Source organism: Pseudomonas jilinensis (assembly GCF_003586265.1).
GTDB lineage: Bacteria > Pseudomonadota > Gammaproteobacteria > Pseudomonadales > Pseudomonadaceae > Halopseudomonas > Halopseudomonas phragmitis.
In genome coordinates, this window is the sequence record NZ_QJSA01000008.1 from 1 (window position 1) to 21,182 (window position 21,182).

At 62.1% G+C, this 21,182-nt stretch carries 26 protein-coding genes; 19 read left to right on the forward strand and 7 right to left on the reverse strand.

What is annotated here, in order from left to right; all coding sequences use genetic code 11:
• The coding region (locus C2846_RS09785; protein WP_119701358.1) for an SNIPE associated domain-containing protein at nt 1-876 on the forward strand (876 nt) is incomplete at its 5' end.
• 129 nt (nt 877-1,005) lie between these two features.
• On the opposite strand, the gene C2846_RS09790 is transcribed toward C2846_RS09785, so the two are convergent.
• From C2846_RS09790 to C2846_RS09805, 4 genes are read right to left on the reverse strand one after another with little or no spacing between them, the layout of a single operon-like run.
• Nucleotides 1,006-1,704, reverse strand: coding sequence for a TraX family protein (locus C2846_RS09790; protein WP_014596907.1), 699 nt, complete (start codon nt 1,702-1,704; stop codon nt 1,006-1,008).
• On the reverse strand, nt 1,701-2,141 hold the full coding sequence (locus tag C2846_RS09795) for a YqaA family protein (RefSeq protein ID WP_003116628.1): 441 nt from the start codon (nt 2,139-2,141) through the stop codon (nt 1,701-1,703). Before C2846_RS09795 ends, C2846_RS09790 begins: the two co-directional genes overlap by 4 nt.
• A 1-nt stretch (nt 2,142) precedes the next feature.
• Nucleotides 2,143-3,261, reverse strand: coding sequence for a nickel/cobalt efflux protein RcnA (locus tag C2846_RS09800; RefSeq protein ID WP_003116627.1), 1,119 nt, complete (start codon nt 3,259-3,261; stop codon nt 2,143-2,145).
• Nucleotides 3,262-3,270: 9 nt separating this feature from the next.
• Complete coding sequence (locus tag C2846_RS09805) at nt 3,271-3,558, reverse strand: metal-sensing transcriptional repressor (protein WP_003116626.1); 288 nt, start codon at nt 3,556-3,558, stop codon at nt 3,271-3,273.
• Nucleotides 3,559-3,659: 101 nt separating this feature from the next.
• Here C2846_RS09805 and C2846_RS18565 point away from each other — a divergent pair, with 101 nt between their 5' ends.
• Genes C2846_RS18565 through C2846_RS09815 form a run of 3 tightly spaced genes read left to right on the forward strand, consistent with a single transcriptional unit; the run spans nt 3,660 to nt 5,460 of the window.
• Nucleotides 3,660-4,001, forward strand: a complete 342-nt coding sequence (locus C2846_RS18565; RefSeq protein WP_124209411.1) for a hypothetical protein — start codon at nt 3,660-3,662, stop codon at nt 3,999-4,001.
• Between the two features lie 56 nt (nt 4,002-4,057).
• Complete coding sequence (locus tag C2846_RS09810; protein ID WP_003119946.1) at nt 4,058-4,783, forward strand: HupE/UreJ family protein; 726 nt, start codon at nt 4,058-4,060, stop codon at nt 4,781-4,783.
• An 11-nt stretch (nt 4,784-4,794) separates the two neighbouring features.
• Complete coding sequence (locus C2846_RS09815) at nt 4,795-5,460, forward strand: hypothetical protein (RefSeq protein WP_003116624.1); 666 nt, start codon at nt 4,795-4,797, stop codon at nt 5,458-5,460.
• 52 nt (nt 5,461-5,512) lie between these two features.
• Here C2846_RS09815 and znuA read toward each other — a convergent pair whose 3' ends face one another.
• Nucleotides 5,513-6,484 carry a zinc ABC transporter substrate-binding protein ZnuA gene (znuA, locus tag C2846_RS09820; protein WP_010791789.1) on the reverse strand — a complete coding sequence of 324 codons (972 nt, stop codon included), beginning with the start codon at nt 6,482-6,484 and terminating at the stop codon, nt 5,513-5,515.
• A 357-nt stretch (nt 6,485-6,841) separates the two neighbouring features.
• Between znuA and C2846_RS09825 the strand changes: the two genes are divergently transcribed.
• The 15 genes from C2846_RS09825 to C2846_RS09895 all read left to right on the forward strand — a co-directional run bounded on the left by C2846_RS09825 (nt 6,842) and on the right by C2846_RS09895 (nt 19,278).
• Nucleotides 6,842-8,833, forward strand: coding sequence for a conjugal transfer protein TraG (locus C2846_RS09825; protein ID WP_014596910.1), 1,992 nt, complete (start codon nt 6,842-6,844; stop codon nt 8,831-8,833).
• Nucleotides 8,830-9,264, forward strand: coding sequence for a CopG family transcriptional regulator (locus C2846_RS09830; protein WP_014596911.1), 435 nt, complete (start codon nt 8,830-8,832; stop codon nt 9,262-9,264). Before C2846_RS09825 ends, C2846_RS09830 begins: the two co-directional genes overlap by 4 nt.
• Before the next feature lie 59 nt (nt 9,265-9,323).
• A complete protein-coding gene (gene trbB / locus C2846_RS09835) occupies nt 9,324-10,292 on the forward strand; it encodes a P-type conjugative transfer ATPase TrbB (RefSeq protein WP_014596912.1) in 969 nt (322 codons plus the stop codon).
• Nucleotides 10,264-10,605, forward strand: coding sequence for a TrbC/VirB2 family type IV secretion system protein (locus tag C2846_RS09840; RefSeq protein ID WP_014596913.1), 342 nt, complete (start codon nt 10,264-10,266; stop codon nt 10,603-10,605). The genes trbB and C2846_RS09840 overlap by 29 nt, the downstream gene beginning before the upstream one ends.
• Nucleotides 10,602-10,874: a VirB3 family type IV secretion system protein gene (locus C2846_RS09845; RefSeq protein ID WP_014596914.1), complete on the forward strand. Its 273-nt coding sequence runs from the start codon at nt 10,602-10,604 to the stop codon at nt 10,872-10,874. Before C2846_RS09840 ends, C2846_RS09845 begins: the two co-directional genes overlap by 4 nt.
• Nucleotides 10,875-10,884: 10 nt before the next feature.
• A complete protein-coding gene (gene trbE, locus C2846_RS09850) occupies nt 10,885-13,314 on the forward strand; it encodes a conjugal transfer protein TrbE (RefSeq protein ID WP_119701359.1) in 2,430 nt (809 codons plus the stop codon).
• Nucleotides 13,311-14,045 (forward strand): P-type conjugative transfer protein TrbJ, encoded by a 735-nt coding sequence (gene trbJ / locus C2846_RS09855; protein WP_119701360.1) that lies wholly within the window; start codon nt 13,311-13,313, stop codon nt 14,043-14,045. The genes trbE and trbJ overlap by 4 nt, the downstream gene beginning before the upstream one ends.
• A 12-nt stretch (nt 14,046-14,057) precedes the next feature.
• Complete coding sequence (locus tag C2846_RS09860) at nt 14,058-14,243, forward strand: hypothetical protein (RefSeq protein ID WP_119701361.1); 186 nt, start codon at nt 14,058-14,060, stop codon at nt 14,241-14,243.
• Nucleotides 14,240-15,400 (forward strand): P-type conjugative transfer protein TrbL, encoded by a 1,161-nt coding sequence (gene trbL, locus C2846_RS09865; protein WP_014596917.1) that lies wholly within the window; start codon nt 14,240-14,242, stop codon nt 15,398-15,400. The genes C2846_RS09860 and trbL overlap by 4 nt, the downstream gene beginning before the upstream one ends.
• A gap of 12 nt (nt 15,401-15,412) precedes the next feature.
• Nucleotides 15,413-16,120, forward strand: coding sequence for a conjugal transfer protein TrbF (gene trbF / locus C2846_RS09870; protein WP_119701362.1), 708 nt, complete (start codon nt 15,413-15,415; stop codon nt 16,118-16,120).
• Nucleotides 16,117-17,103, forward strand: coding sequence for a P-type conjugative transfer protein TrbG (gene trbG, locus C2846_RS09875; protein ID WP_014596919.1), 987 nt, complete (start codon nt 16,117-16,119; stop codon nt 17,101-17,103). The genes trbF and trbG overlap by 4 nt, the downstream gene beginning before the upstream one ends.
• Before the next feature lie 2 nt (nt 17,104-17,105).
• Nucleotides 17,106-18,371 (forward strand): TraB/TrbI/VirB10 family type IV secretion system protein, encoded by a 1,266-nt coding sequence (locus C2846_RS09880; protein WP_014596920.1) that lies wholly within the window; start codon nt 17,106-17,108, stop codon nt 18,369-18,371.
• Nucleotides 18,368-18,601 carry a DUF2274 domain-containing protein gene (locus C2846_RS09885; RefSeq protein ID WP_013716013.1) on the forward strand — a complete coding sequence of 78 codons (234 nt, stop codon included), beginning with the start codon at nt 18,368-18,370 and terminating at the stop codon, nt 18,599-18,601. Before C2846_RS09880 ends, C2846_RS09885 begins: the two co-directional genes overlap by 4 nt.
• Before the next feature lie 93 nt (nt 18,602-18,694).
• Nucleotides 18,695-18,973: a type II toxin-antitoxin system RelE/ParE family toxin gene (locus C2846_RS09890; protein WP_043942203.1), complete on the forward strand. Its 279-nt coding sequence runs from the start codon at nt 18,695-18,697 to the stop codon at nt 18,971-18,973.
• Nucleotides 18,974-18,990: 17 nt separating this feature from the next.
• The gene (locus tag C2846_RS09895; RefSeq protein ID WP_003108490.1) at nt 18,991-19,278 is read left to right on the forward strand and encodes a HigA family addiction module antitoxin; all 288 of its coding nucleotides are present in this window, start codon (nt 18,991-18,993) and stop codon (nt 19,276-19,278) included.
• Nucleotides 19,279-19,586: 308 nt separating this feature from the next.
• Here the strand turns inward: C2846_RS09895 and C2846_RS09900 are convergent, their stop codons facing one another.
• Together C2846_RS09900 and C2846_RS09905 are read right to left on the reverse strand one after the other, a co-directional pair.
• The gene (locus C2846_RS09900) at nt 19,587-20,783 is read right to left on the reverse strand and encodes a type II toxin-antitoxin system HipA family toxin (RefSeq protein WP_014596922.1); all 1,197 of its coding nucleotides are present in this window, start codon (nt 20,781-20,783) and stop codon (nt 19,587-19,589) included.
• Nucleotides 20,783-21,034: a helix-turn-helix transcriptional regulator gene (locus C2846_RS09905; protein ID WP_014596923.1), complete on the reverse strand. Its 252-nt coding sequence runs from the start codon at nt 21,032-21,034 to the stop codon at nt 20,783-20,785. The genes C2846_RS09900 and C2846_RS09905 overlap by 1 nt, the downstream gene beginning before the upstream one ends.
• Nucleotides 21,035-21,182: the final 148 nt, after the last annotated feature.

Sequence of the window (21,182 nt, forward strand, 5' to 3'; positions counted from 1 at the left end):
GCACTCAGCTCCTGCAACCGCCCTGACTACTGCGTCGACAATGTAAAATTCGACAACGTAGAGCTGGGCGAAAAGCGCATTCTGAAGTCCTTCGAAACCTGCAACCGTCTCGGCAGAGTGATGTCCGTTGAGCTATCTCGGAAGTACCTGAGCCTCAAGATTGACGAACTGCACCTTGCCCATGAGTTTCAGGTTAAGAAGCAAGAGGAAAAGGAAGATGCCAAGCGCGCCCGAGAAGAGCTGCGGGAACAGCAGAAGCTAGAGCAGGAGATTCGCGCCGCTCGGGAGAAGATCGCTAAGGAGCGCAAACACTTCGCGACCGCAATGCGCGAGCTACAGGCTCGCTTGGAAAAGGCACAATCGGAGGAGGAACGCGCGCCGCTTGTGGCCAAGTTGGCAGAGATTGAAGCAGGTCGCGCTGCGCTGGAAAGCGAAGAGAAACTTATCGACTATCGCGAACAGAACGCCAAAGCTGGCTACGTTTATGTGATCTCCAACGTCGGAGCATTCGGGGAAGGAATTTACAAGATCGGTATGACCCGCCGCCTGGAGCCAATGGATCGCGTCGATGAGTTAGGTGATGCGTCGGTGCCATTCTGGTTTGACGTACATGCGATGGTTTTCTCGGATAACGCCCCAGCATTGGAAGCAAAGCTTCATGAACGTTTTGCGGCCGGTCGGTTAAATAAGGTTAACGGGCGCAAGGAGTTCTTCCGCGCCGACATTGCTGAAATAGAGGCGGTCATTCGAGAAAACTACGATGCTGCTGTCGAGGTCACTCACGAAGCTCCAGCAGAGCAGTATCGAGAGAGCCTACGGATGGAATCACCCAAGGCTACAGTTCAGCAATTAGAACCAGCTGCAGCACAGAGCTGAATCCCCGGTTTCGTAGGTACCTTCAAGCCTTAAATGGAAGTCCTCTAAGTCTCTGCATGATCGGCCGCTTCTGGCCGAAAGCAGAGGATACGGCAGGTTGCAATCGGCCAGAAGCGGACAAACGCCCTTTCAGGGGCTCACCAGGTATATGGCTGCCAGGTGACCTGGATAGAACCAGTATCCCCATCGTCCAACAGGCCAAGGACGGAGAGAGCTGGATTGCCGCAACAGGGCAAGGCCAAATGGCGCAGCGGCACCAGCCATAACGAACATCGCCACCGTCTCCGGTGTGACCCCCCAGCCTTCCAACCAGCGATTACGACTGTTGGCCAGAATGGCTAGTACGGCAGGCAGCCACCACCAACGCATGCCTCGCAGCCCAAGCATAAAGGCAGCAGGCAAAATCACACCGACTAAGCCGTACATCAGTTGATGATGGAAAAGTATCGCAAGGACCAGCGCTCCAGTAGCCAGTAGCAGGCTGTTCCGGTCCGCGTGATGGACGCCCCAAGCGACCAGCAGACCAAGTAACAAAGTCGGCATCACGTTGAGCGTCGCACTTTCCGGTGAGAGTTCACGGTACGGCAATTCCGAAATCAGGGAGAACACCAGCAACCAGCCGAGGTAGCGCGCATTTCCTTCGCTGAATAGTTCGCCGGGGCGGGTTCTGGTGACGTTGGCTGCGATGCTCAGACAGAACAACGGAAAAGCGAGACGACCTATGATGAACAGGCCGTAAGCGTCAGGCCACAAATAGCGCAGGTGGTCGATCAGCATGCTGAACATGGCCAACCACTTGACCAGATCGAGCCCCGCATCGCGCCTCACCCCAACACCCCGAACGCCAACGCCGCCAGCGCCAGGTAACGCCCCGCCTTGGCCACCAGTACGATCAGCAGAAAGCTCCAGAACGGCTCACGCAGCATGCCGGCAATAACGGTCAACGGGTCGCCAATGATCGGCGCCCAGCTTAGCAGCAGTGACCAGCGCCCATAGCGGTGGTAGGCCCGCTGAGCACGTAGCAACTTGTCATCCGCTACCGGGAACCAGCGTTTATGGCGGAAGTGCTCGATGTAGCGCCCCAGTAGCCAGTTGATGATCGAGCCAAGTACGTTGCCAACCGTAGCCACTACCAGCAACAAGGCCGGAGATTGCTTGCCTGCCAGCAGCAAGCTGGTCAACACCGCTTCGGACTGCATTGGCAGCAGAGTGGCGGCCCCAAAGGCTGCGACGAACAACCCCAGGTAGGCTGAGAAGTCCCACATTTCAGGTATTCAACCCTGCCCACCCGTGCAGGCCGACATAGATGCCCACTCCGATGATCAGCAGGCTGGACAGGTACGGAGCGCGGCGCGCTACCGCACCCAACCAGGGCCAGCGGTTGGAGGCATGACGCGTGCCAATGGCTGCCGCTACACCCACAGCCACCAGGGTCAAGGCCAAACCGACACTGAAGCTGAGCACCAACACCGCACCAAGCGTGACTTCCTTGACCTGTAGGCAGAGCAGTAGCACGGTGATAGCCGCAGGACAGGGAATCAGTCCTCCCGTCAGGCCGAAGAGAATGACCTGCCCAGTACTCACGTTGCGGCTGGAGAATCGCCGACGAATATCGTTGGCATGGGCTCGCTCATGGGCGTCCTGATAGCCATCCAGTGACAGCTCCAAGCCGTCCAGGTCTGCATGGGCATGTTCATGAAACGCCAGGTCATAGTCGTGGGAGTGGCCACCATGACCGAGGCTCAATCGCACGTCGAATTCGTGCGGTTCTGGGATCTCATCCACGGACTCCAAATAGCCATCGCGCTCGGTAAAAGCGAAGCGCCGCATGCGGCCGTTGGCGCGGGTCGTCTGTAGCCAGGCATCTGTGGCCTTCCAGGGCTGACCGCTGATCGTACGTAATCGCCAACGCGGAGCGACACCTTCCTCGAAAATTGACAGCTCGATGCGCCCGTGACCGGTGTCGATACGTCGCGTTTCGTCGTGCGCATGGTCATGCGAGTGAGGATGATCACCTTCCTGTTCGAAGCGCCACATCTGCTCTCCACGCCAGGTGCGCCAGAGCATCCACAGGGCGATGCCGATGATCAGAACCGCCGAGGCTAGCTGGAAGTATGGCTCGGTCGTCTGGGCGTCGAGGTTTTGACCCAGATACATACCGCCGATGGCAACCAGCCAGACCACCGCTGTATGCGAGGCCGTCGCAGCCAGACCCAATAGGATGGCCTGACGGACAGAGCCACGGATCGCCACGATGAACGCCGCCATCATGGTTTTCGAGTGCCCAGGTTCCAGGCCGTGCAGGGCACCTAGCAGGATGGCGGTGGGAACATACAGCCAAGCCTGGCTGGCCCCCTGTTGCAAGAGTTCGGCAAAGGACGACATGGCGGGGGCTCAGAGGTACTTGGTGATCTGCTTGAATTCTTCAAGTGGCGCCCGCTCACCGTTGGTGAGAGCGCCGACCGTGTGCTCCAGGCAGTGGTCGATGTGATCCTGAATCAGCGTGCGTTTGGCCTGACACACCGCTTTCTCAACCGCATGCAGTTGCTGGGCAATGTCAACGCACGCGCGTCCATCTTCGATCATGCCAACAATGCTGCGCAGATGGCCTTCGGCACGCTTCAACCTTTTGATGATTTCCTTATGACTTTGGTGCTGATGTTCGTGTTCGTGCTTGCTCATCGCGGAGCCTCGTGCAAGGATAATCGCCATCGCATCCTATCCCCCTGGGGGGGATGCGTCAAACCAGGCAATCCTCCTGTCGAGTCGCAATCAGTCCGTCGATGCTGAGCCAAATTGCTACATGCCGATTTCTTTCCGCTCTGGCACTACTGTCGATGTTGCTGTGGGCGGGGCATGCGTTTTCCGGCTACGGAAAAATTGCGCAAGTGGGCACCATCTCTCATCAGCACAGCCATGATGAGGACCTGAGCGAACAAGATTTTCAGCTCTGGGGAGACCATCAGCACTCGTCGTTGATGGCCGACCATGTCCATGAAACCCCGCACCTCTCGGCCTGGCTGCCGACGCCTCAATACCTAGCGGCGGAGCAGCCATTGACTGCCGGCCCACTGCGCTTGCCCAGTGGCCACAGCACGCGGATAGAACGTCCCCCTCGATTCTGAGTATCTCTTCGACTCTGGCCCTCGTGGCCCAGACTTCATCAACTCAGGATCTACCTATGCATTCGCTATCTCTTCGCGGTAATGGCGCCTTGCGCCGACCGTTCCTGCTCCCCCTATTGGCATTCGTTCTGTTGCTGATAGGCATGCCAGAGGCTCTTGCCCATGGTGTTCCCGAAGGCGACAAAGGCTTCATCCAGGAAAGCACAGGGGTGTTGCTGGTGCCGTTCGTGTACATGGGCGCCAAGCACATGATCACCGGCTACGATCACCTGCTGTTCCTGTTCGGGGTGATCTTCTTCCTCTACCGCCTGAAGGACGTGGGGCTGTATGTCACGCTGTTCGCGGTCGGCCACTCGATCACTTTGCTGTTCGGAGTGCTAAGCAGCATCAGCATCAGCCCCTACGTGATCGACGCCATCATCGGCTTTTCGGTGGTGTACAAGGCACTGGATAACCTGGGTGCCTTTCAGCGCTGGTTTGGCTATCAGCCCGATACCCGTGCGGCCACGCTGATATTCGGCCTGCTGCATGGCTTCGGCCTGGCGACCAAGATTCAGGAGTTCGAAATCTCGCCGGATGGCCTGATCGCCAACCTGATCGCCTTCAATGTCGGCGTCGAGATCGGTCAACTGCTGGCCCTCGGCACCATCCTCATTCTGATGGGCTACTGGCGGCGTACCGCCAGCTTCTGGCGCCATGCCTATACCGCCAACGTTGCCATGATGAGCGCCGGTTTCCTGCTGATGGGTTACCAGCTCACCGGCCTGATCGTCTCTCAGTAAGGAATTTCCATATGTTCAATAGCAAAGCCCCAAGCCTCAACGAACTGCCGAGCAGTCAGCAGTTGCTGCGCTCCACCGTCATTGCCCTGATTGTCGCCATCGTCCTGTTGGTCACCGTGGTGATGCCTTCGGAATATGCCATCGACCCGACTGGTGCGGGACGCATGCTGGGCCTCACTCAGATGGGCGAGATCAAGCAGCAGCTGGCCGAAGAGGCCGCTGCCGAGGTCGCCGCGCTGGTCGTGCAGGCGCCTGCGGTGGTTCAGCCCAGCACGCAGCCAGCCCCCGAGGTGACAACCGAAGTTGCTCAATCGTCCGCGCCCGTAGCGCCGGCAGCGCCGGAAGTGGCAGGTCTGAAGCACGAGATGAGCATTGACTTGGCTCCCGGCCAGGGCGCCGAAATCAAGCTGGAGATGATCAAGGGCGCCAAGGTCAACTACTTCTGGACGGCCAATGGCGGCCAGGTCAACTACGACACCCACGGCGACCCCTACAACGCACCGCGCGACTTCTACCACGGGTACGGCAAAGGGCGCTTCACCCCGGAAGACAGTGGCGTTCTGGAGGCGGCTTTCGACGGCAAGCACGGCTGGTTCTGGCGTAACCGAACAGACAAGTCGGTCACCGTCACTCTGCGCACCCAAGGAGATTACATCGCCATCAAACGCGTGATCTGAAAACAAAACCGGCCCCTCATGGGGCCGGTTCTGCCAGCGTCGTGCGATGATCTTAAAGCCGCTCCAGGCAACCGGCCAGATTGCTCCCCAGCGCCTCCAGTAGACGCTCATAGCCCAACGCGTCGACCTTCACGTCATAGCCAAGCGGATCAAGCTCGGCCAGCCTTACTGGCAACCCTTCGCTGAGCGTCTGCGCCAGACGAGGCGGAATGGGCGGCTCGCTGAACACGCAGCTGGCTCCTGCCAGTTCCAAGCGCTTGCGCATATCGGCAACTTTTCTCGCACCTGGCTGAACATCGGCGCTTACAGCGAATACCCCTGCATGCCTCAGGCCGAATGCCTCCTCGAAGTAGTCGAAAGCTTCATGGAAGACGAAGAAGGGTTTGCCGGCCAACGGTTTGAGGCGATCCTCGATCTTTTCGTCCATGGCCGCCAGACGTTGATCGAATGCTGCCAGATTTGCCTGGTAGCGAGCAGCGTTCGCAGGGTCGATGCTGGACAGATCGCTCGCCATACGCGAAGCGATCTTGCGTGCATTGTCGGGATCAAGCCAGAGGTGAGCATCAAGTGCCCCTGGGCGATGTAGTTCGTCGTGCTCGCCAGCCTCTGTCCCTTCGTCATGCACATCAGTGTGCTCCTCTTCGTGCTCGTCAGCGGGTTCTTCGTCGTGCCGATGTTCTTCACCAAAGCGACGCAGGTGCAGCCCACTGATGTCCTGGACAGCCAGAGTCATTGCCCTACGGCCTTCCAGAACTCTTGGCAGGAACGTTTCAAGATCCGGCCCGATCCAGTAGAGCAAGTCTGCCTCTCGCACGTTGCGAATGTCAGAAGGACGCAGTGTGAAGTGATGGGGAGATGCCCCTGGCGGCAGGAGTACACCGGGTTTGCCGACTCCGTCCTGTACGGCAGCGGCAATCAACTGGAGAGGCTTGATACTGGTCAGTACGCGGACTTCTGCAAAGGCAGGCGCAGCGAACAGCAATCCCAGCATCACGCTGGAGAAGTGGGTCAGTAAGCGGTGCATTGAGGCTATCTCGCAAGGATATCGTTACGGAATAACATATCAAAATTACTTGCAGTCTTCAGCCATCCCTGAATGACATGGCGATCTCACAGAACCCCAAAACCTTTCAATCGGGCTAGCTCCAAGGACCGCTTGTGGCCGGTTTCTGCCTGTCGCCAGGCGCAGCTTCGGATAGACATCTACCTCGTGTACACACCCTGCTGAGCTTTTCCACCGACCGCCCCAGCCTGCTGTGTTGCCCCTACCTTCTTAGTCCTCGCCGAAACGGTCTTTGACCCCCTTCCTTCCCAGTACCGAACCTCTCGCCCGCGGCACATCCGCGTGCCGTGCGTTTTGTCTGGGAGGTTGGGTTCGGGGATGCATGCAACAACGGTGCTGTACGGCCAAGTAATTGTGGTGTTGGCCATTACCCTGTCCGGGGTATGGGGTGCCACCCAGCGGACGGCAGCCGCGCTCGGTTACCAGGCTCGCCTTGGCGCGCCCTGGTTCGAACTACTGGGCACGCCGGTCTATCATCCCTGGCGTCTGTTTGAGTGGTGGTTCGTCTTCGATGCCTACGCGCCGGACGTATTCAATGTCGGCGGTAGCATCGCTGCTTGCAGCAGCCTGCTGGCGTTGGTGGTGGCCATTGGCATGGCGATCTGGCGGGCGCGCCAGGCACGCCGAGTCACCACCTACGGCTCGGCGCGCTGGGCCGACGCGGATGAGGTGCGCAAGGCTGGCCTGACCCAGCCTGCGGGTGTGTTCCTCGGCCAATTCGACAATCAGTATCTGCGTCACGAAGGCCCCGAACATGTGCTGACCTTCGCGCCGACGCGCTCGGGCAAGGGCGTCGGCCTGGTGGTACCCACCCTGCTCACCTGGCCGGCCTCGGCGGTCATCCACGACATCAAGGGCGAGAACTGGAGCCTGACTGCGGGATGGCGCTCGCGCTTCTCGCACTGCCTGCTGTTCAACCCCACAGACCTGGCCTCGGCCGCCTACAACCCGCTGCTGGAAGTGCGGCGCGGCGCCCACGAGGTGCGCGACGTGCAGAACATCGCCGACATCCTGGTCGACCCGGAGGGAGCGCTGGAGCGGCGTAACCACTGGGAGAAGACCAGTCATGCGCTGCTGGTCGGCGCCATCCTACACGTGCTCTACGCCGGTCAGGACAAGACCCTGCGCGGCGTCGCCAACTTCCTCTCAGATCCGGCCTGCACCTTCGAGCTGACCCTGCACCGGATGATGACCACGCCGCACCTGGGCGATGCGCCCCATCCAGTGGTGGCCTCGGCCGCGCGGGAGGTGCTGAACAAGAGCGACAACGAGCGCTCTGGCGTGCTGTCCACCGCCATGTCCTTCCTCGGCCTGTATCGCGATCCAACGGTGGCCGAGGTCACCTCGCGCTGCGACTGGCGCATCGCCGACCTGATCTCGGCCGAGCATCCGGTGTCGTTGTATCTGGTGGTGCCGCCCTCGGATATCAGCCGCACCAAGCCACTGATCCGCCTGATCCTCAACCAGGTCGGCCGGCGCCTGACCGAGTCGCTCGACGGCTCCGACGGTATCGAGCGCCGGCACAAGCTGCTGCTGATGCTCGATGAATTTCCGGCGCTGGGGCGGCTGGATTTCTTCGAGACGGCGCTGGCCTTCATGGCCGGCTATGGGCTGCGCGCGTTCCTGATCTCGCAATCACTGAACCAGATCGACAAGGCCTACGGCCAGAACCACTCGATCCTCGACAATTGCCATGTGCGGGTGACCTTCGCCACCAACGACGAGCGCACCGCCAAACGCATCTCAGAGACCCTGGGTACTGCCACCGAACTGCGCGCGCAGCGCAACTACGCCGGCCACCGTCTGGCGCCCTGGCTGGGCCATCTGATGGTGTCTCGCCAGGAAACCGCACGCCCGCTGCTGACCCCTGGTGAGGTGATGCAGCTGCCCAGCGACGAGGCCGTGGTGATGCTCTCCGGCCTGGCGCCAATCCGCGCTAAGAAGCTGCGCTATTTCACCGATGCCAACTTCCAGAGCCGGGTGCTGCCGGCGCCGCACTTACAGCCTGGCCGCTATGCCGACGCACCGGCGCCACGCGCAGACGACTGGAGCGACTTGGATGTGCCTGTGGTCGTTGACGCTTCACCGGCCGGGCTGACCGACGACGAGACCGTCGAGGACGGCGGCCCGCGCCGTCAGCCCGAGCTGGCGGAACTCGCCCAGTTGCCGGATCACGACGAGCTGACCAGCGACCTGCAGCTGCTCGACGAGGACGACATTCCCACGCCCTTCCCCACCCAGCCGGATCCACGCCTACAGCGCGTCGCTCGGCTGGCCACACTCGACCCTGACGATGGAATAGCCCTATGAGCAGAGCCCGCCTCAACCTGTTTATCCAACCCGAGCACGCCAAGCGTCTGAACGAACTGGCGATCACCAAGGGCGTATCGAAGTCCTCGATCATCGCCGCGGCGCTGGCCTCCTGGCTGTCGCCCGAGTCCGGCGAGCAGCGCGAGGTGGCCATGGCCAAGCGCCTGGACCGGCTGTCACGTCAGTTCGAGCGCCTGGAGCGCGACCAGCACATCCTGATCGAGACTGTGGCGCTGTATGTGCGCTACTACCTCACGGTCAGCACACCTGTACCCGAGGCTCACCAAGAAGCAGCACGCGCGCAGGGCAAGCTGCGCTTCAGCCAGTTCGTCGAGCAATTGGGGCGCCACCTGCAGCGCGGACGCAGCCTGGTCAGAGACGTGCACGAAGAGGTTCAGGCAGAGGCTCAGGTCTCGGGAGAGCGCCCATGACTGTCGCCTCTTCCCCTGTGCTGAGTGCGGCGGCAACTTCTCTGGATCGGCGCACGCGCATGTTGCGCACGGCAATGGGCCCACTGATCGCTGCCGCCCTGGACGACCCGGACGTGGTCGAGGTGATGCTCAACCCCGACGGCGCGCTCTGGCTGGATCGACTGTCCGCTGGCCGCGCCCATCTAGGCACGCTAGCGGCTGCCGATGGTGAACGGATCATCCGCCTGGTGGCTGCGCATGTCGGCCAGGAGGTACATCGCAACAAGCCTCTGCTGAGCGCCGAGCTGCCAGAGACTGGTGAGCGCTTCGAAGGTGTACTGCCGCCCGTAGTGGCTGGGCCGACCTTCGCTCTGCGCAAACGCGCCGCCGGCGTCATCCCGCTACAGCAGTACGTGGCCGACGGCATTCTCAGCGCCGCGCAGGCCGAGCACCTGCGTGTGGCCGTAAGTGAGCGGCAGAACATCCTGGTGGCAGGCGGCACCAGCAGCGGGAAGACCACTCTGGCCAACGCGCTGCTGGCCGAGGTGGCCGGTAGTGGTGACCGCGTGCTGGTGCTGGAGGACACGGTCGAACTGCAGTGTCCGGCCTTCGATCACGTCGCTCTGCGCACCAAGCCCGGCGTGGTCTCCATGGCTGATCTGGTGCGCAGCACGCTGCGTCTGCGCCCCGACCGCGTGGTGGTCGGCGAGGTGCGCGGCGGTGAGGCACTGGATCTGATCAAGGCCTGGGGCACCGGCCATCCCGGCGGTATCGCCACCATCCATGCCGGTTCCGCGCAGGGGGCGCTGCTGCGCCTGGAGCAACTGATCCTGGAGGTCGCCCTGGCCGCGCCGCGGGCGTTGATCGCCGAGGCGGTCAACCTGTTGGTGTTTCTCGCCGGACGTGGCCGCACGCGCTATGTCCAGCAGATCGCCCGCGTCACCGGCTATGACGAGCGCGGCTATCAACTCACTTCCATCGCCCCCGCATTCATTCCTTCACTGACTCAGGAAAACAGTCATGACTGCCTGCCATCCCCGCGTTGCTAATCGTCGTCGCCTCGTCGGCGCCTTGATGCTCGGCGCCCTCTGCTTGAGCGCCTCCCTGCCAGTGCTCGCCGCTGGCTCCGGAATGCCCTGGGAAGGACCACTGCAATCGATCCTTGATTCGGTACAGGGGCCGGTGGCGCGCATCATCGCGGTGATCATCATCATTACCACAGGCCTGACGCTGGCCTTCGGCGACACCAGTGGCGGCTTTCGCAAGCTGATCCAGATTGTCTTTGGCCTGTCGATTGCCTTCGCCGCGTCGTCGTTCTTCCTCAGCTTTTTCAGCTTTGCCGGCGGGGCGGTGATCGCATGAACGGCGAGCGCGAACTCATCCCCGGTTTCGAGGTGCCACTGCACCGCTCGCTGGCCGAGCCGATTCTGCTCGGTGGCGCGCCGCGCAACGTGGCGATCCTCAACGGTACTCTGGCGGCGGTGGTCGGTCTGGGCCTGCAGCTGTGGCTGCCTGGCTTGGCGCTCTGGTTGGTCGGCCACACGCTGGCGGTGTGGGGCGCACGTCTGGATCCGCAGTTCCTGCAGGTATTTGCCCGGCATATCAAGCAGCCGTCGCTGCTGGATGTGTGAGGAGGCCGCCATGCTGAACCTCACCGAATACCAGCGCCGCCCCGCACAGTTGGCCGACTGGCTGCCCTGGGCCGGTCTCGTCGCACCCGGCGTCGTATTGAACAAGGACGGTTCTTTCCAACGCAGCCTGCGCTTTCGCGGGCCAGACCTGAACAGCGCCACCCAAGGCGAGCTGGTGGTCACCTCGGCGCGCCTGAACAATGCCCTGCGTCGCCTTGGATCGGGCTGGGCGCTGTTTGTCGAGGCCGAGCGCCTGGCGGCCGCCGACTACCCTGACAGCGATTTTCCCGAGCCGTTGTCCTGGCTGGTGGACGAGGAGCGCCGTGCTGCCTTCGAGGCGCACGGAAGCCACTTCGAGAGCAGTTATCACCTGACGCTGCTCTACCTGCCACCGGAAGAATCGCGCTCGCGCGCCGCCGGCCTGCTCTACGAGCACCGGCCGCAACGCGGAGTCGACTGGCGCGAACGGCTGACCGCCTTTGTCGCCGAGACAGATCGTCTCTTCGACCTGCTGGACGGAGTGATGCCAGAGCTCGCCTGGCTCGATGACAGCCAGACGCTGACTTACCTGCATGCCACGATTTCGCCCCATCGCCAGCGGGTGGCTGTACCCGAGGTGCCTTTCCATCTCGATGCTCTGCTGGCCGACAGTCCTTTGGCCACTGGCCTGGCACCGCGCTTGGGTGAGCAGCACCTACGCGTGCTGTCGGTACGTGGCTTTCCCACCTCGACCTGGCCAAGCGTGCTGGATGACCTCAACCGTCTGGGCTTCGCCTATCGCTGGTCGACCCGTTTTATCTGCCTGGACAAGGTTGAGGCCGAGAAGGAACTGGTGCGCCTGCGCCGGCAGTGGTTTGCCAAGCGCAAGGGCGTCCTGGCGCTGCTGCGCGAAGCGATCTTCCAGCAGGAAAGCCCACTGCTCGACAGCGACGCCGCGAACAAGGCCAGCGACGCCGACGCGGCGCTGCAGGAACTCGGTGCCGACCAAGTCGCCTTCGGCTATGTGACGGCCACGGTGACGGTGAGCGATGCCGACGCCCAGATCGCCGACGAGAAGCTGCGCCGGGTCGAGCGGGTGATCCAGGGCCGCGGCCTCGTCACCATCGCCGAGAGTCTCAACGCGGTGGAGGCCTGGCTCTCGTCGATCCCCGGCAACGCCTACGCCAACGTCCGTCAGCCGTTGATCTCCACCGTCAACCTGGCGCACCTGATGCCGGTCTCGGCAGTCTGGGCTGGCCCGGCACGCAACGAACATCTGGATGCCCCTCCATTGGTGATCACCCGCACCGATGGCGCAACACCGTTTCGCCTGGTCACCCACGTTGGCGACGTCGGCCACACCCTGGTGGCTGGCCCTACCGGCATGGGCAAATCGGTGTTGCTGGCGACCCTGGCCCTGCAGTTCCGACGCTACCCGGGCGCGCGCCTGTTTCTCTTCGACATGGGGCGCTCGCTGCGCGCTACGGTGCTGGGCCTGGGTGGCGAGCACTACGCCCTCGGAGGCGACGGCGACCTGGCCTTCCAGCCTCTGGCGCGCATCGATCAGCCAGGATACCGAGCCTGGGCCGCCGAGTGGCTGGAGGCGCGCCTGCTGCAGGAAGGTGTGGCCGTCGACCCCGAGCAGAAAGCCGCGCTGTGGACGGCGCTGGACAGTCTGGCCGGCGCGCCCGAGGCGCAGCGCACACTGACCGGTTTGTCCGTGCTGCTGCAGGACAACGCTCTTCGCCAGGCGCTGCAACCCTATGTGCTAGGCGGCGCTCATGGCGCATTGCTGGATGCCGACCGGGATCGTCTGGGCAGAGCCGACGTGCAGTGTTTCGAGATGGAAGAACTGATGTACAGCAAGGCGGCGGTGGCTGCCGTGCTGAGCTACCTGTTCGCCCGTTTCGAGGAGCGCTTTGACGGCGCGCCGACACTGCTGATCCTCGACGAGGCCTGGCTGTTTCTCGACGATCCGCTGTTCGCCGCGCGCATCCGCCAGTGGCTCAAGACCCTGCGCAAGAAGAACGTCAGCGTCGTCTTCGCCACCCAGTCGCTGGCCGACATCAAGGACTCCAGCATCGCCTCGGCAATCATCGAGAGCTGCGCCAGCCGCATATTCCTGCCCAACCCGCAGGCGGGCGAGCCGCAGATCCGAGGCATCTACCAAGGCTTCGGCCTCAACGACCGGCAGATCGAGATCATCGTCCAGGCCACGCCCAAGCGTGATTACTACTACCAGTCGCGCCTGGGCAACCGCCTGTTCGATCTCGATCTGGGGCCGGTGGCGCTGGCCTTCGCCGCCTCGGCCAGCCCGGCCGAGCAGCGCGAGATCGACCGCATCCTGCAGGCGTACGGCACCGCCGGTTTCGCCCCTGCCTGGCTGCGTCACCGCGGTCTGGACTGGGCCGCCGACCTGCTCACCGCTTTTCCCTCGTCACGCAAGGAGTGCCTGCCATGAGATCCCCTGCCCACCGCTTTCCCGGCGCAACGCTGCTGGTACTGGGTCTATTGGCCGTGAAGCCGGCCAGCGCTTTCACCGTAATCGATCCGACCAACCTGGTGCAGAACACCTTGACCGCAGTACGCACCCTGGAGATGGCGAACAACCAGGTTCGCCAGTTACAGAACGAAACCCAGATGCTGCTGAACCAGGCCCGTCATCTGCAGCGCCTGGACTACAACGTGGTCAGCCAGTTACGCGCGAGCCTGGCCAATACCGAGCGACTGCTCGCCGAGGCGCGAGGGCTGGCCTACGAAGTGCAGCGCCTGGATCAGGAGTTCAGCCGACTCTACCCGAACGAGTACACCGGCGACGTCAGCAGCCAACGCCTGGCAAAAGAAGCACGCGAACGCTGGCAACAGGGCCTCGACGGGCTGCATACGGCGCTGCGTGTACAGGCTCAGGTGACACAGAACCTGGCCGAGGATGAAAGCGCCTTGGCCGCTCTGGTGCAGCAAAGCCAGTCCGCGGGTGGCGCATTGCAGGCTGCCCAGGCCACCAATCAGTTGCTGGCCCTGCAGGCCAAGCAGTCGATCCAGGCACAGCAACTGCAGATCACCCAGAACCGCGCCGTCGCCTTGGAGCTTGCCCGTCAGTCTGCAGCGGCCGAAGAGGCTCGAGAGCGTCGGCGGCGCTTTATGGGCAACGGCACACCCTACACCCCCTACCCCGTGCAGTTCTATCGGTAGGGAGGCGACTCCATGAGATTCCTGACACTGCTACCGCTGCTGGTGCTGGTCGCCTGCGGACAGGTCGACAACGGGGTCATGGCTCGGCAAGACGATGCGGCTGAGCGCTTCTACTCGGGCTGTGCTCGGCCCAGCGAGTTTCTCCGGCCTACAGACTTGCCCGCGATCCCGCCAAGCTTCGACGAGGACGTGCAATGAACGACGTCAGCGTGATCGACCGATTCCTCGAAGTCTTTGGGCTGTATATCGACACCGGCTTCGGGTTGCTCGGCGGCGAGGTGGCCTTTCTTACCATGACCCTGGTGGTGATCGACATGACCCTGGCCGGGCTGTTCTGGGCCATGGGCGGTGAGGACGTCAGCGCCAAACTGATCCGCAAGACCCTCTATGTCGGTGCCTTCGCCTTCATCATCGGCAACTTCAATGCCCTGGCGAAGATCGTCTTCAACTCCTTCGCCGGGTTGGGTCTGCTGGCTTCAGGTTCTACGTTGAGTCATGCGGAGTTTCTGCAGCCAGGGCGATTGGCCGCGATTGGGGTTGATGCCGGAGGGCCGCTGCTTGAGCAGATCAGCAGCCTCAGCGGTTTTCCCGAAGTCTTCAGCAACCTGCACAGCATCCTGGTGCTGTTTCTGGCCTGGCTGGTGGTGATCGTCAGTTTTTTCTTCCTGGCCATTCAGCTGTTCGTGACCTTGGTCGAATTCAAGCTGACCACCCTCGCCGGCTTCGTGCTGGTGCCCTTTGCGCTGTGGAACAAGACCGCCTTTCTCGCCGAGAAGGTGCTCGGCAACGTGGTCGCGGCCGGCATCAAGGTGCTGGTGCTGGCGGTGATCGTCGGCATTGGCAGCGGGCTGTTCGCCGAGTTCCAGGCCGTACCGGACGAGCCCTCCATCGACCATGCGTTGGTGGTCATGCTCGCCTCGCTGGCCTTGCTCGGCCTGGGAATCTTCGGGCCGGGCATTGCCACCGGGTTGGTCTCTGGCGCACCGCAACTGGGTGCTGGTGCAGCAGCCGGTACCGCACTGGGCGCGGCGGGCATGGCTGCTGGTGCTGCTGCAGTCGCCACAGGTGTCGGCGGCGCGGTATTGGCCGGCGCGCGTATGGCACCCGGTGCAGCTCGCTTGGCAATCGGTGGCGCTCGCGCTCTGGCAGGAGCCCCCTCCGGCGCTGCGGCAAGTGGCGCCCCAGCAGCTTCCGATCCTGTAACTGCCCCTACCAAACAGCCCGACTGGGCCAGGCGCCTGCAGCGCAGGCAACAACTCTCACAGGCCACCAGCACGGTCGCCCACACCCTTCGTGGTGGCGATGGCGGTGGTTCATCACCTGGGCCGCAGATTCGCGACCCATCGAATTCGTAAAGGAGGACGAAGATGCGATTCACACGTCCACGGGTGCGCTACAGCGACACCCCTCAACCTGTCACCCCTTACCAGGCAGCGGCACAGGCCTGGGACCTGCGCATGGGCAGCAGCCTGGCGCAGGCACGCAACTGGCGACTGATGGCCTTCGGTTGTCTGGGCCTGGCGCTGCTGATGGCAGGCGGACTGGTCTGGCGTTCGGCGCAGTCGACGGTGACGCCCTACGTGGTGGAGGTCGACAACCTCGGCCAGGTGCGCGCCGTTGGCGAAGCCGCCAGTCCTTACCAGCCCCAGGATGCGCAGATCGCCCATCACCTGGCGCGCTTTATCGAGCAGGTGCGTTCTCTGTCGATCGATCCGGTGGTGGTGCGGCAGAACTGGCTGGAGGCCTATCACTCCACCACCGACCGAGGCGCAGCCACCCTCAACGACTATGCCCGCGCCAACGATCCCTTCACCCGGGTCGGTAAGGAGTCGGTATCGGTCGAGGTCACCAGCGTGGTGCGTGCCAGCGACAGCTCGTTCCAGGTGCGCTGGATCGAACGCCGTTTCGTGAATGGTTCGGCCGCCGGCCTGGAGCGCTGGACCGCGGTGATCTCGCTGGTGCTGCAGCCTCCACGCACCGAGGAAAAGCTGCGCCGCAACCCGCTCGGCATCTACGTCAACGGCCTGTCCTGGAGCCGTGAACTGGACACTATGGAAGGAGCCAAGAAACCATGAGAACTACCCAGAGCATCTACATCTGCCCTTTGCTACTGAGCATGCTGGCCGGCTGCGCCAGCCAAGAACCACCAGTGATCGTCCTGGACGAACCGGTCGAGGCGCAGCGTCTGCCGGAGCCGCCCAAGCCTATCGAAGTGGTGGAAGTGCCCAAGCCCCTGGCCCTGCCGGCGCAGCTCAAGCCACTGCCGGAAACTCAACCCAGCAAATCGGCCAAGGAGCCGGCCGATGAGCGCGTGCGGGTCTCGCGCGCCAATCGCGAGGCTCGGGTAGCACCGAGCCGGGAAGGCTATATCAACGCCATCCAGATCTGGCCCTACTCCGATGGCGCGTTGTATCAGGTGTACACCAGCCCGGGTCGGGTGACGGCGATTAACCTGCAGCCCGGCGAAGAGTTGATCACTGTGGCCGCCGGCGACACCGTACGCTGGATCGTCGGCGATACCACCAGCGGTAGCGGCGACGAGTTACGCACCAGCGTGCTGATCAAGCCGACGCGGGTCGATCTCAAGACCAACCTGGTGATCACCACCACGCGCCGCACCTATCTGATCGAGCTGATTTCCACCGAGCAGGCCTGGATGGCGTCGGTGTCCTGGAACTATCCGAAGGATCGCATGCTCGCCCTGCAACGCCGTGCCAGTGCCGCTCAGGCCGCGGCGCCAGTGGACGCAGGCTTGGTCTTGGAGCAGTTGCGCTTTCGCTATGCGATCAGCGGCAGCAATCCACCCTGGAAGCCGCTGCGCGCCTTCGATGACGGCCGCAAGGTGTATATCCAGTTCCCCGCAGGAATCGCCCAGGGCGAGCTGCCGCCGCTGTTCGTGATCGGCCCGGAAGGCGGTGGGCAACTGGTCAACTACCGCTTCCGCTCGCCCTACTACATCGTCGACCGCCTGTTCGGCGCGGCCGAGTTGCGCCTGGGTGCCGACAAGGGTGACGTGGTGCGGATCGAGCGCACCGATGGCGTGGCACGGAGGCCCTGAGCATGACGGCCAAGGACGACAAACAAACCGCGACAACCTCGCTACCGCCCAAGGAAGCGCCGGAGTCGCTGGAGCTGCGCGCCAAGCCGCGTCCGGTCACCCGACTCAATCCGCGCATGCTGGCGGTAGTGGTCGGCGGCCTGTCGGCTGCGGTACTCGGAGCCATGCTGTGGTCGCTGCAGCCGCAGCAGCGCCGACAGGGCGCCGAGCCGAACGAGCTATACAACGTCGACCGCGTGGCACGCTCCGAGGGGCTGGAGCAGTTACCGGCAGACTACTCGCAGCTGCCGCCTCCCCCTGCACCCGAGGTACCGCAACTGGGCCCACCGCTGCCCGGCGATCTGGGCGGGCCAATCCTCAGGGCCGAGCAGCAGGCGCAGGGCTATGGTCACGGTCCGGATGCCGCTGAAGCAGAGCGCCTGGCCCTGCTCAAGGAAGCTGAGGAAGCAGCGCAGTCCTCGGTGTTCTTCCAGACCAGCAGCGCGAGGAAATCGAACGTTGCATCCACTGGGAGCGCCCAGCCAGATCCCATGACCCTGGGTATGGCCTCGTCAGGCGCGGTAGCCGCAGTTGCAGGAACGCCGACCCAGCAGGAACGAAACGAGGCGTTTCTCAGTAAATCCGTAAACGCACAAATCCGTAATTCCGGACTGCTGCAGATACCTGAGTCGCCTTACCAGGTGATGGCCGGCACCGTCATCGCGGCGGCGCTGGTCACCGGGATCAAGTCGGATCTACCTGGCGACGTGATCGCCACAGTGACCGAGCCGGTCTACGACAGTGCCACCGGCCAGCACATGCTGATCCCTCAGGGTGCACGCCTGCTGGGCCGCTACAACAGTCAGGTGAGCTATGGGCAGAGCCGCGTGCAGGTGGTGTGGCAGCGGGTGATCTTGCCGGACACCTCGTCCTTCCAGCTCGACAACCTGGTTGGTACGGACGCCGCCGGCTATGCCGGTCTCGAGGATGGCGTCGACTGGCACTGGGATCGAATCCTCGCCGGCGCGGCCATGACCAGCCTGCTGGGTATCGGAGCCGAGTTGGCGGCACCGACCAGTCGCACCGATGGCGACCGCGTCATCATCGCCGGGCGCGACAGCCTGCAGGACACGGTGAATCAGGTCGGCCAGGAGGTCAGCCGCCGCAACCTCGATATCCAGCCCACGCTGACCCAGCGTCCCGGCCTACCCCTGCGCGTGATCGTCAACCGCGACCTGGTGCTGCGTCCCTATCAGCCCTTCTCCGCTCAACAGAGGAACCTGCAATGAGCACGACCAAGCTGCGTCTCGGCCCACTGCCGAAAACTGAGAACCTGAAGCTGACCTTCACCTGCCCCGCCAGCCTGAAGGCCGACCTCGAGCGCTACGCGGCGCTGCACTCACAGACCTACGGTGAAGAAGTCGACGCCCTGACACTCATTCCGCACATGCTGGAGGCCTTCATGGCGAGGGATCGGGTGTTCAGGAGAACAAATACACAATCTTGCAGCGGCAATTGATAAGCCTGCATCCCCTCCCAGCTGCCGTGATGACAACGGCAGAAAACCCACATACGGTTGAAAACCGTGACCTAATACATCACACTTATCGCCATGATCGTAAGCTTCCGGCACAAAGGTCTACGCATTTTCTTTGAATCTGGCTCAACCAAAGGCATCCGGGCCGACCACGCAAAGCGCCTGGGCCGAATGCTGAGTTTTATGGATAGAGCCAATGAACCCGCCGACCTCGACATCCCCGGTTGGCGGCGACACCCCCTCAAAGGGGAACTGGATGAGTTCTGGTCACTCACCGTCAATGGAAACTGGCGAGTGATCTTTCGATTCGTGGGTAGCGACATCGAGCTCGTCGACTACCTTGACTACCACTAAACAGGAGGGGGTTATCCATGACCATGTTCAACCCACCGCATCCTGGTGAAACCCTGCTTGAGGACGTGCTCCCCGAACTGGGCATCAGCATTGCCGAACTTGCCCGCCGCCTTGGCTTTGCGCGGGAATCCCTGTCTCGCATCTTGCACGGCCATGCGCCGGTCAGTCCGGACTTGGCTGTTCGCCTAGAGTTGGCCGGCATCGGCAAAGCTCGCACCTGGCTCGGAGTACAAGCCGACTACGACCTTTGGCAAGCCAGGCATCGCGAACAGCCGCACATCGAGCGCTTTGCTGCGATTGCTTAATTCCGTATGGAAGATGACTACTGAAACGAGGGAGGCGACATCGATGAGAAGAAAGATTCTTGGGAGCAATTCAAGCCCACTATCGGCCTTCTTCAGGAGCAGCTCTGATACAGCCAAGCGCGCTGCTTACGGCGCAGCAGCTGAGCGCGCCATCGAAAGTCAGCGCAAAGTACTCGAAGAAGTGAAACGCATAAGAGAGCTGACTCTATCAGTACAACCGGTTTGAGGCCGACCTTGAGCGATATGCGATATCAAGCTCAAATCCCTTTCTCAAAACCAGCCATGTATCGGGGATCTGCACTGCCGTTCTAACCAAAGGTTTTCATGAACGGCTCAGCACAATGTTTGATTGCTGCGACCACATGCGGTGCTTGCTCACCCAGTTCAGTTGAGCGCGCCAGCACCCGCTCAAGCGCGCTCAACTGCCCCCGGATTACTTCTTCTGGCCGCGTTACATCACAGACCTGAGCGAAGTCCAGCAGCCCTTGGCGCGACGCAAAGAGCGATTTGTTGCCCACAAGGTCCAGCGCTAATACGTCCTCAGGAATATAGGCCGTGGTGTTGACGATATCGTAGGCTGGGGCGAGCCGGGCGTCGCGCTGAGTGGGGGCGGAATACAGCAGGCCGAAGTTTTTCAGATGGGCGTCACCGTTACCAACGATGCAGCTCAAGGTCACGATGGCGAAAAGCTGTGCCAGCGATTCTTGCACCTGTTCAGGCGCGCAGAACAGGCGGATGGCTTTGGCGATGGCCGAATAGCTCTTGCTGTATTTTTGCTCCGCAGCCAGCCCCATCAACGCTGCCATGTCCTCGAAGCCGATGGGGTTGAGCTGCTTATCCCGGTCGAAGCGGCGCATGACGAACAGCTTGGCATTGTCGGAGAGGTAAAATTCCGGCACGGCAATGCCCACCTCCTTTGCCACGGACATGCAAAGGAACTCGTTGATCGCCAGCCCCGGAAACTCATCCCGACCGCTCTTGATTATCAGATCGGAGGTTTTCGAGGTGAAGCGTTGTGGCACTGAGTCCTGATGTTCCGGCACCAGCACCTTAGGCTGAACGCCCGATATACCGGCGCGCAGGATGTAACGATCGACTAAGCCGGCAAAAATATCTTCTGCTCCGTCCCAGGCGAGGATTTCTTCCAATTTTTCTCCGGGGAACTGCTGCCTGCGTAACAGCGCATCGACCTCAGGCGAACTGACCGCCACCCTGCCGATAGGCGAACTGCTCCCAGACAGTGCCAATAGCAACATCGGGTCAACGTTGGCCACCTTGGCCAGACGATTGCGCAGTTGTTCCAGGACGTAGCCTTCCGGCAGGTTCATCTGGAAAATGGGGTGCAGCTCCCGATGGCGGTATTCGTCCAAGCGCACAGGCATGAGCAAGCTGATCGCTGCCTGAGCCTTGGCGTCCTCTTGGTAGCGGAACAGGTAGTCAGTACCACTGGTAAGAATCCTCCCACTGGCACCCTCAGGCGTTGCAACCTGCAGCACGGCAGTCATCAGTCGAATACTCCATGGATTTCGTCCAGAGTGGGCATGGCTGCCGGAACCACATTGAGCTCAGAGTCGAGGGCGGCTAGTACTCGCGCATAGGCAATCATCCCCACCGAGAGGTCGCCCCTCTCGATGGCGATCACCTTCTGGCGGGTGATGCCCGCGAGGGAAGCGAGCGCTGCCTGCGTCAACCCACGATTGAGACGGCGCTGCCGAAGCTGCTCGCCGAGGCGAAGTGTGATTAGGGAGCAGTCCATGTTTCGTATACGAGACAAATTAGGATAAATGTAACGTATACCGAACCAGCACAAAAATCAAATACCGCGAGCTAATAAATCCAAGAATCGATGCATTCATCAGATTGATGCCTAGGGATGATCTGAAGTAGCCCTACATTTCCGGCCG

Coding starts and splice junctions, on each gene's coding strand:
- trbE (WP_119701359.1), top strand. CDS start 10,885: ATGCTGAACCTCACCGAATACCAGCGCCGCCCCGCACAGTTGGCCGAC.
- C2846_RS09805 (WP_003116626.1), bottom strand. CDS start 3,558: ATGAGCAAGCACGAACACGAACATCAGCACCAAAGTCATAAGGAAATC.
- C2846_RS09795 (WP_003116628.1), bottom strand. CDS start 2,141: ATGTGGGACTTCTCAGCCTACCTGGGGTTGTTCGTCGCAGCCTTTGGG.
- C2846_RS09880 (WP_014596920.1), top strand. CDS start 17,106: ATGACGGCCAAGGACGACAAACAAACCGCGACAACCTCGCTACCGCCC.
- C2846_RS09800 (WP_003116627.1), bottom strand. CDS start 3,261: ATGTCGTCCTTTGCCGAACTCTTGCAACAGGGGGCCAGCCAGGCTTGG.
- C2846_RS09825 (WP_014596910.1), top strand. CDS start 6,842: ATGCATGCAACAACGGTGCTGTACGGCCAAGTAATTGTGGTGTTGGCC.
- C2846_RS09840 (WP_014596913.1), top strand. CDS start 10,264: ATGACTGCCTGCCATCCCCGCGTTGCTAATCGTCGTCGCCTCGTCGGC.
- C2846_RS09905 (WP_014596923.1), bottom strand. CDS start 21,034: ATGGACTGCTCCCTAATCACACTTCGCCTCGGCGAGCAGCTTCGGCAG.
- trbB (WP_014596912.1), top strand. CDS start 9,324: ATGTTGCGCACGGCAATGGGCCCACTGATCGCTGCCGCCCTGGACGAC.
- C2846_RS09885 (WP_013716013.1), top strand. CDS start 18,368: ATGAGCACGACCAAGCTGCGTCTCGGCCCACTGCCGAAAACTGAGAAC.
- trbF (WP_119701362.1), top strand. CDS start 15,413: ATGCGATTCACACGTCCACGGGTGCGCTACAGCGACACCCCTCAACCT.
- trbG (WP_014596919.1), top strand. CDS start 16,117: ATGAGAACTACCCAGAGCATCTACATCTGCCCTTTGCTACTGAGCATG.
- znuA (WP_010791789.1), bottom strand. CDS start 6,484: ATGCACCGCTTACTGACCCACTTCTCCAGCGTGATGCTGGGATTGCTG.
- C2846_RS09845 (WP_014596914.1), top strand. CDS start 10,602: ATGAACGGCGAGCGCGAACTCATCCCCGGTTTCGAGGTGCCACTGCAC.
- C2846_RS09890 (WP_043942203.1), top strand. CDS start 18,695: ATGATCGTAAGCTTCCGGCACAAAGGTCTACGCATTTTCTTTGAATCT.
- C2846_RS18565 (WP_124209411.1), top strand. CDS start 3,660: ATGCTGAGCCAAATTGCTACATGCCGATTTCTTTCCGCTCTGGCACTA.
- C2846_RS09830 (WP_014596911.1), top strand. CDS start 8,830: ATGAGCAGAGCCCGCCTCAACCTGTTTATCCAACCCGAGCACGCCAAG.
- C2846_RS09860 (WP_119701361.1), top strand. CDS start 14,058: ATGAGATTCCTGACACTGCTACCGCTGCTGGTGCTGGTCGCCTGCGGA.
- C2846_RS09900 (WP_014596922.1), bottom strand. CDS start 20,783: ATGACTGCCGTGCTGCAGGTTGCAACGCCTGAGGGTGCCAGTGGGAGG.
- trbJ (WP_119701360.1), top strand. CDS start 13,311: ATGAGATCCCCTGCCCACCGCTTTCCCGGCGCAACGCTGCTGGTACTG.
- C2846_RS09815 (WP_003116624.1), top strand. CDS start 4,795: ATGTTCAATAGCAAAGCCCCAAGCCTCAACGAACTGCCGAGCAGTCAG.
- C2846_RS09810 (WP_003119946.1), top strand. CDS start 4,058: ATGCATTCGCTATCTCTTCGCGGTAATGGCGCCTTGCGCCGACCGTTC.
- C2846_RS09895 (WP_003108490.1), top strand. CDS start 18,991: ATGACCATGTTCAACCCACCGCATCCTGGTGAAACCCTGCTTGAGGAC.
- trbL (WP_014596917.1), top strand. CDS start 14,240: ATGAACGACGTCAGCGTGATCGACCGATTCCTCGAAGTCTTTGGGCTG.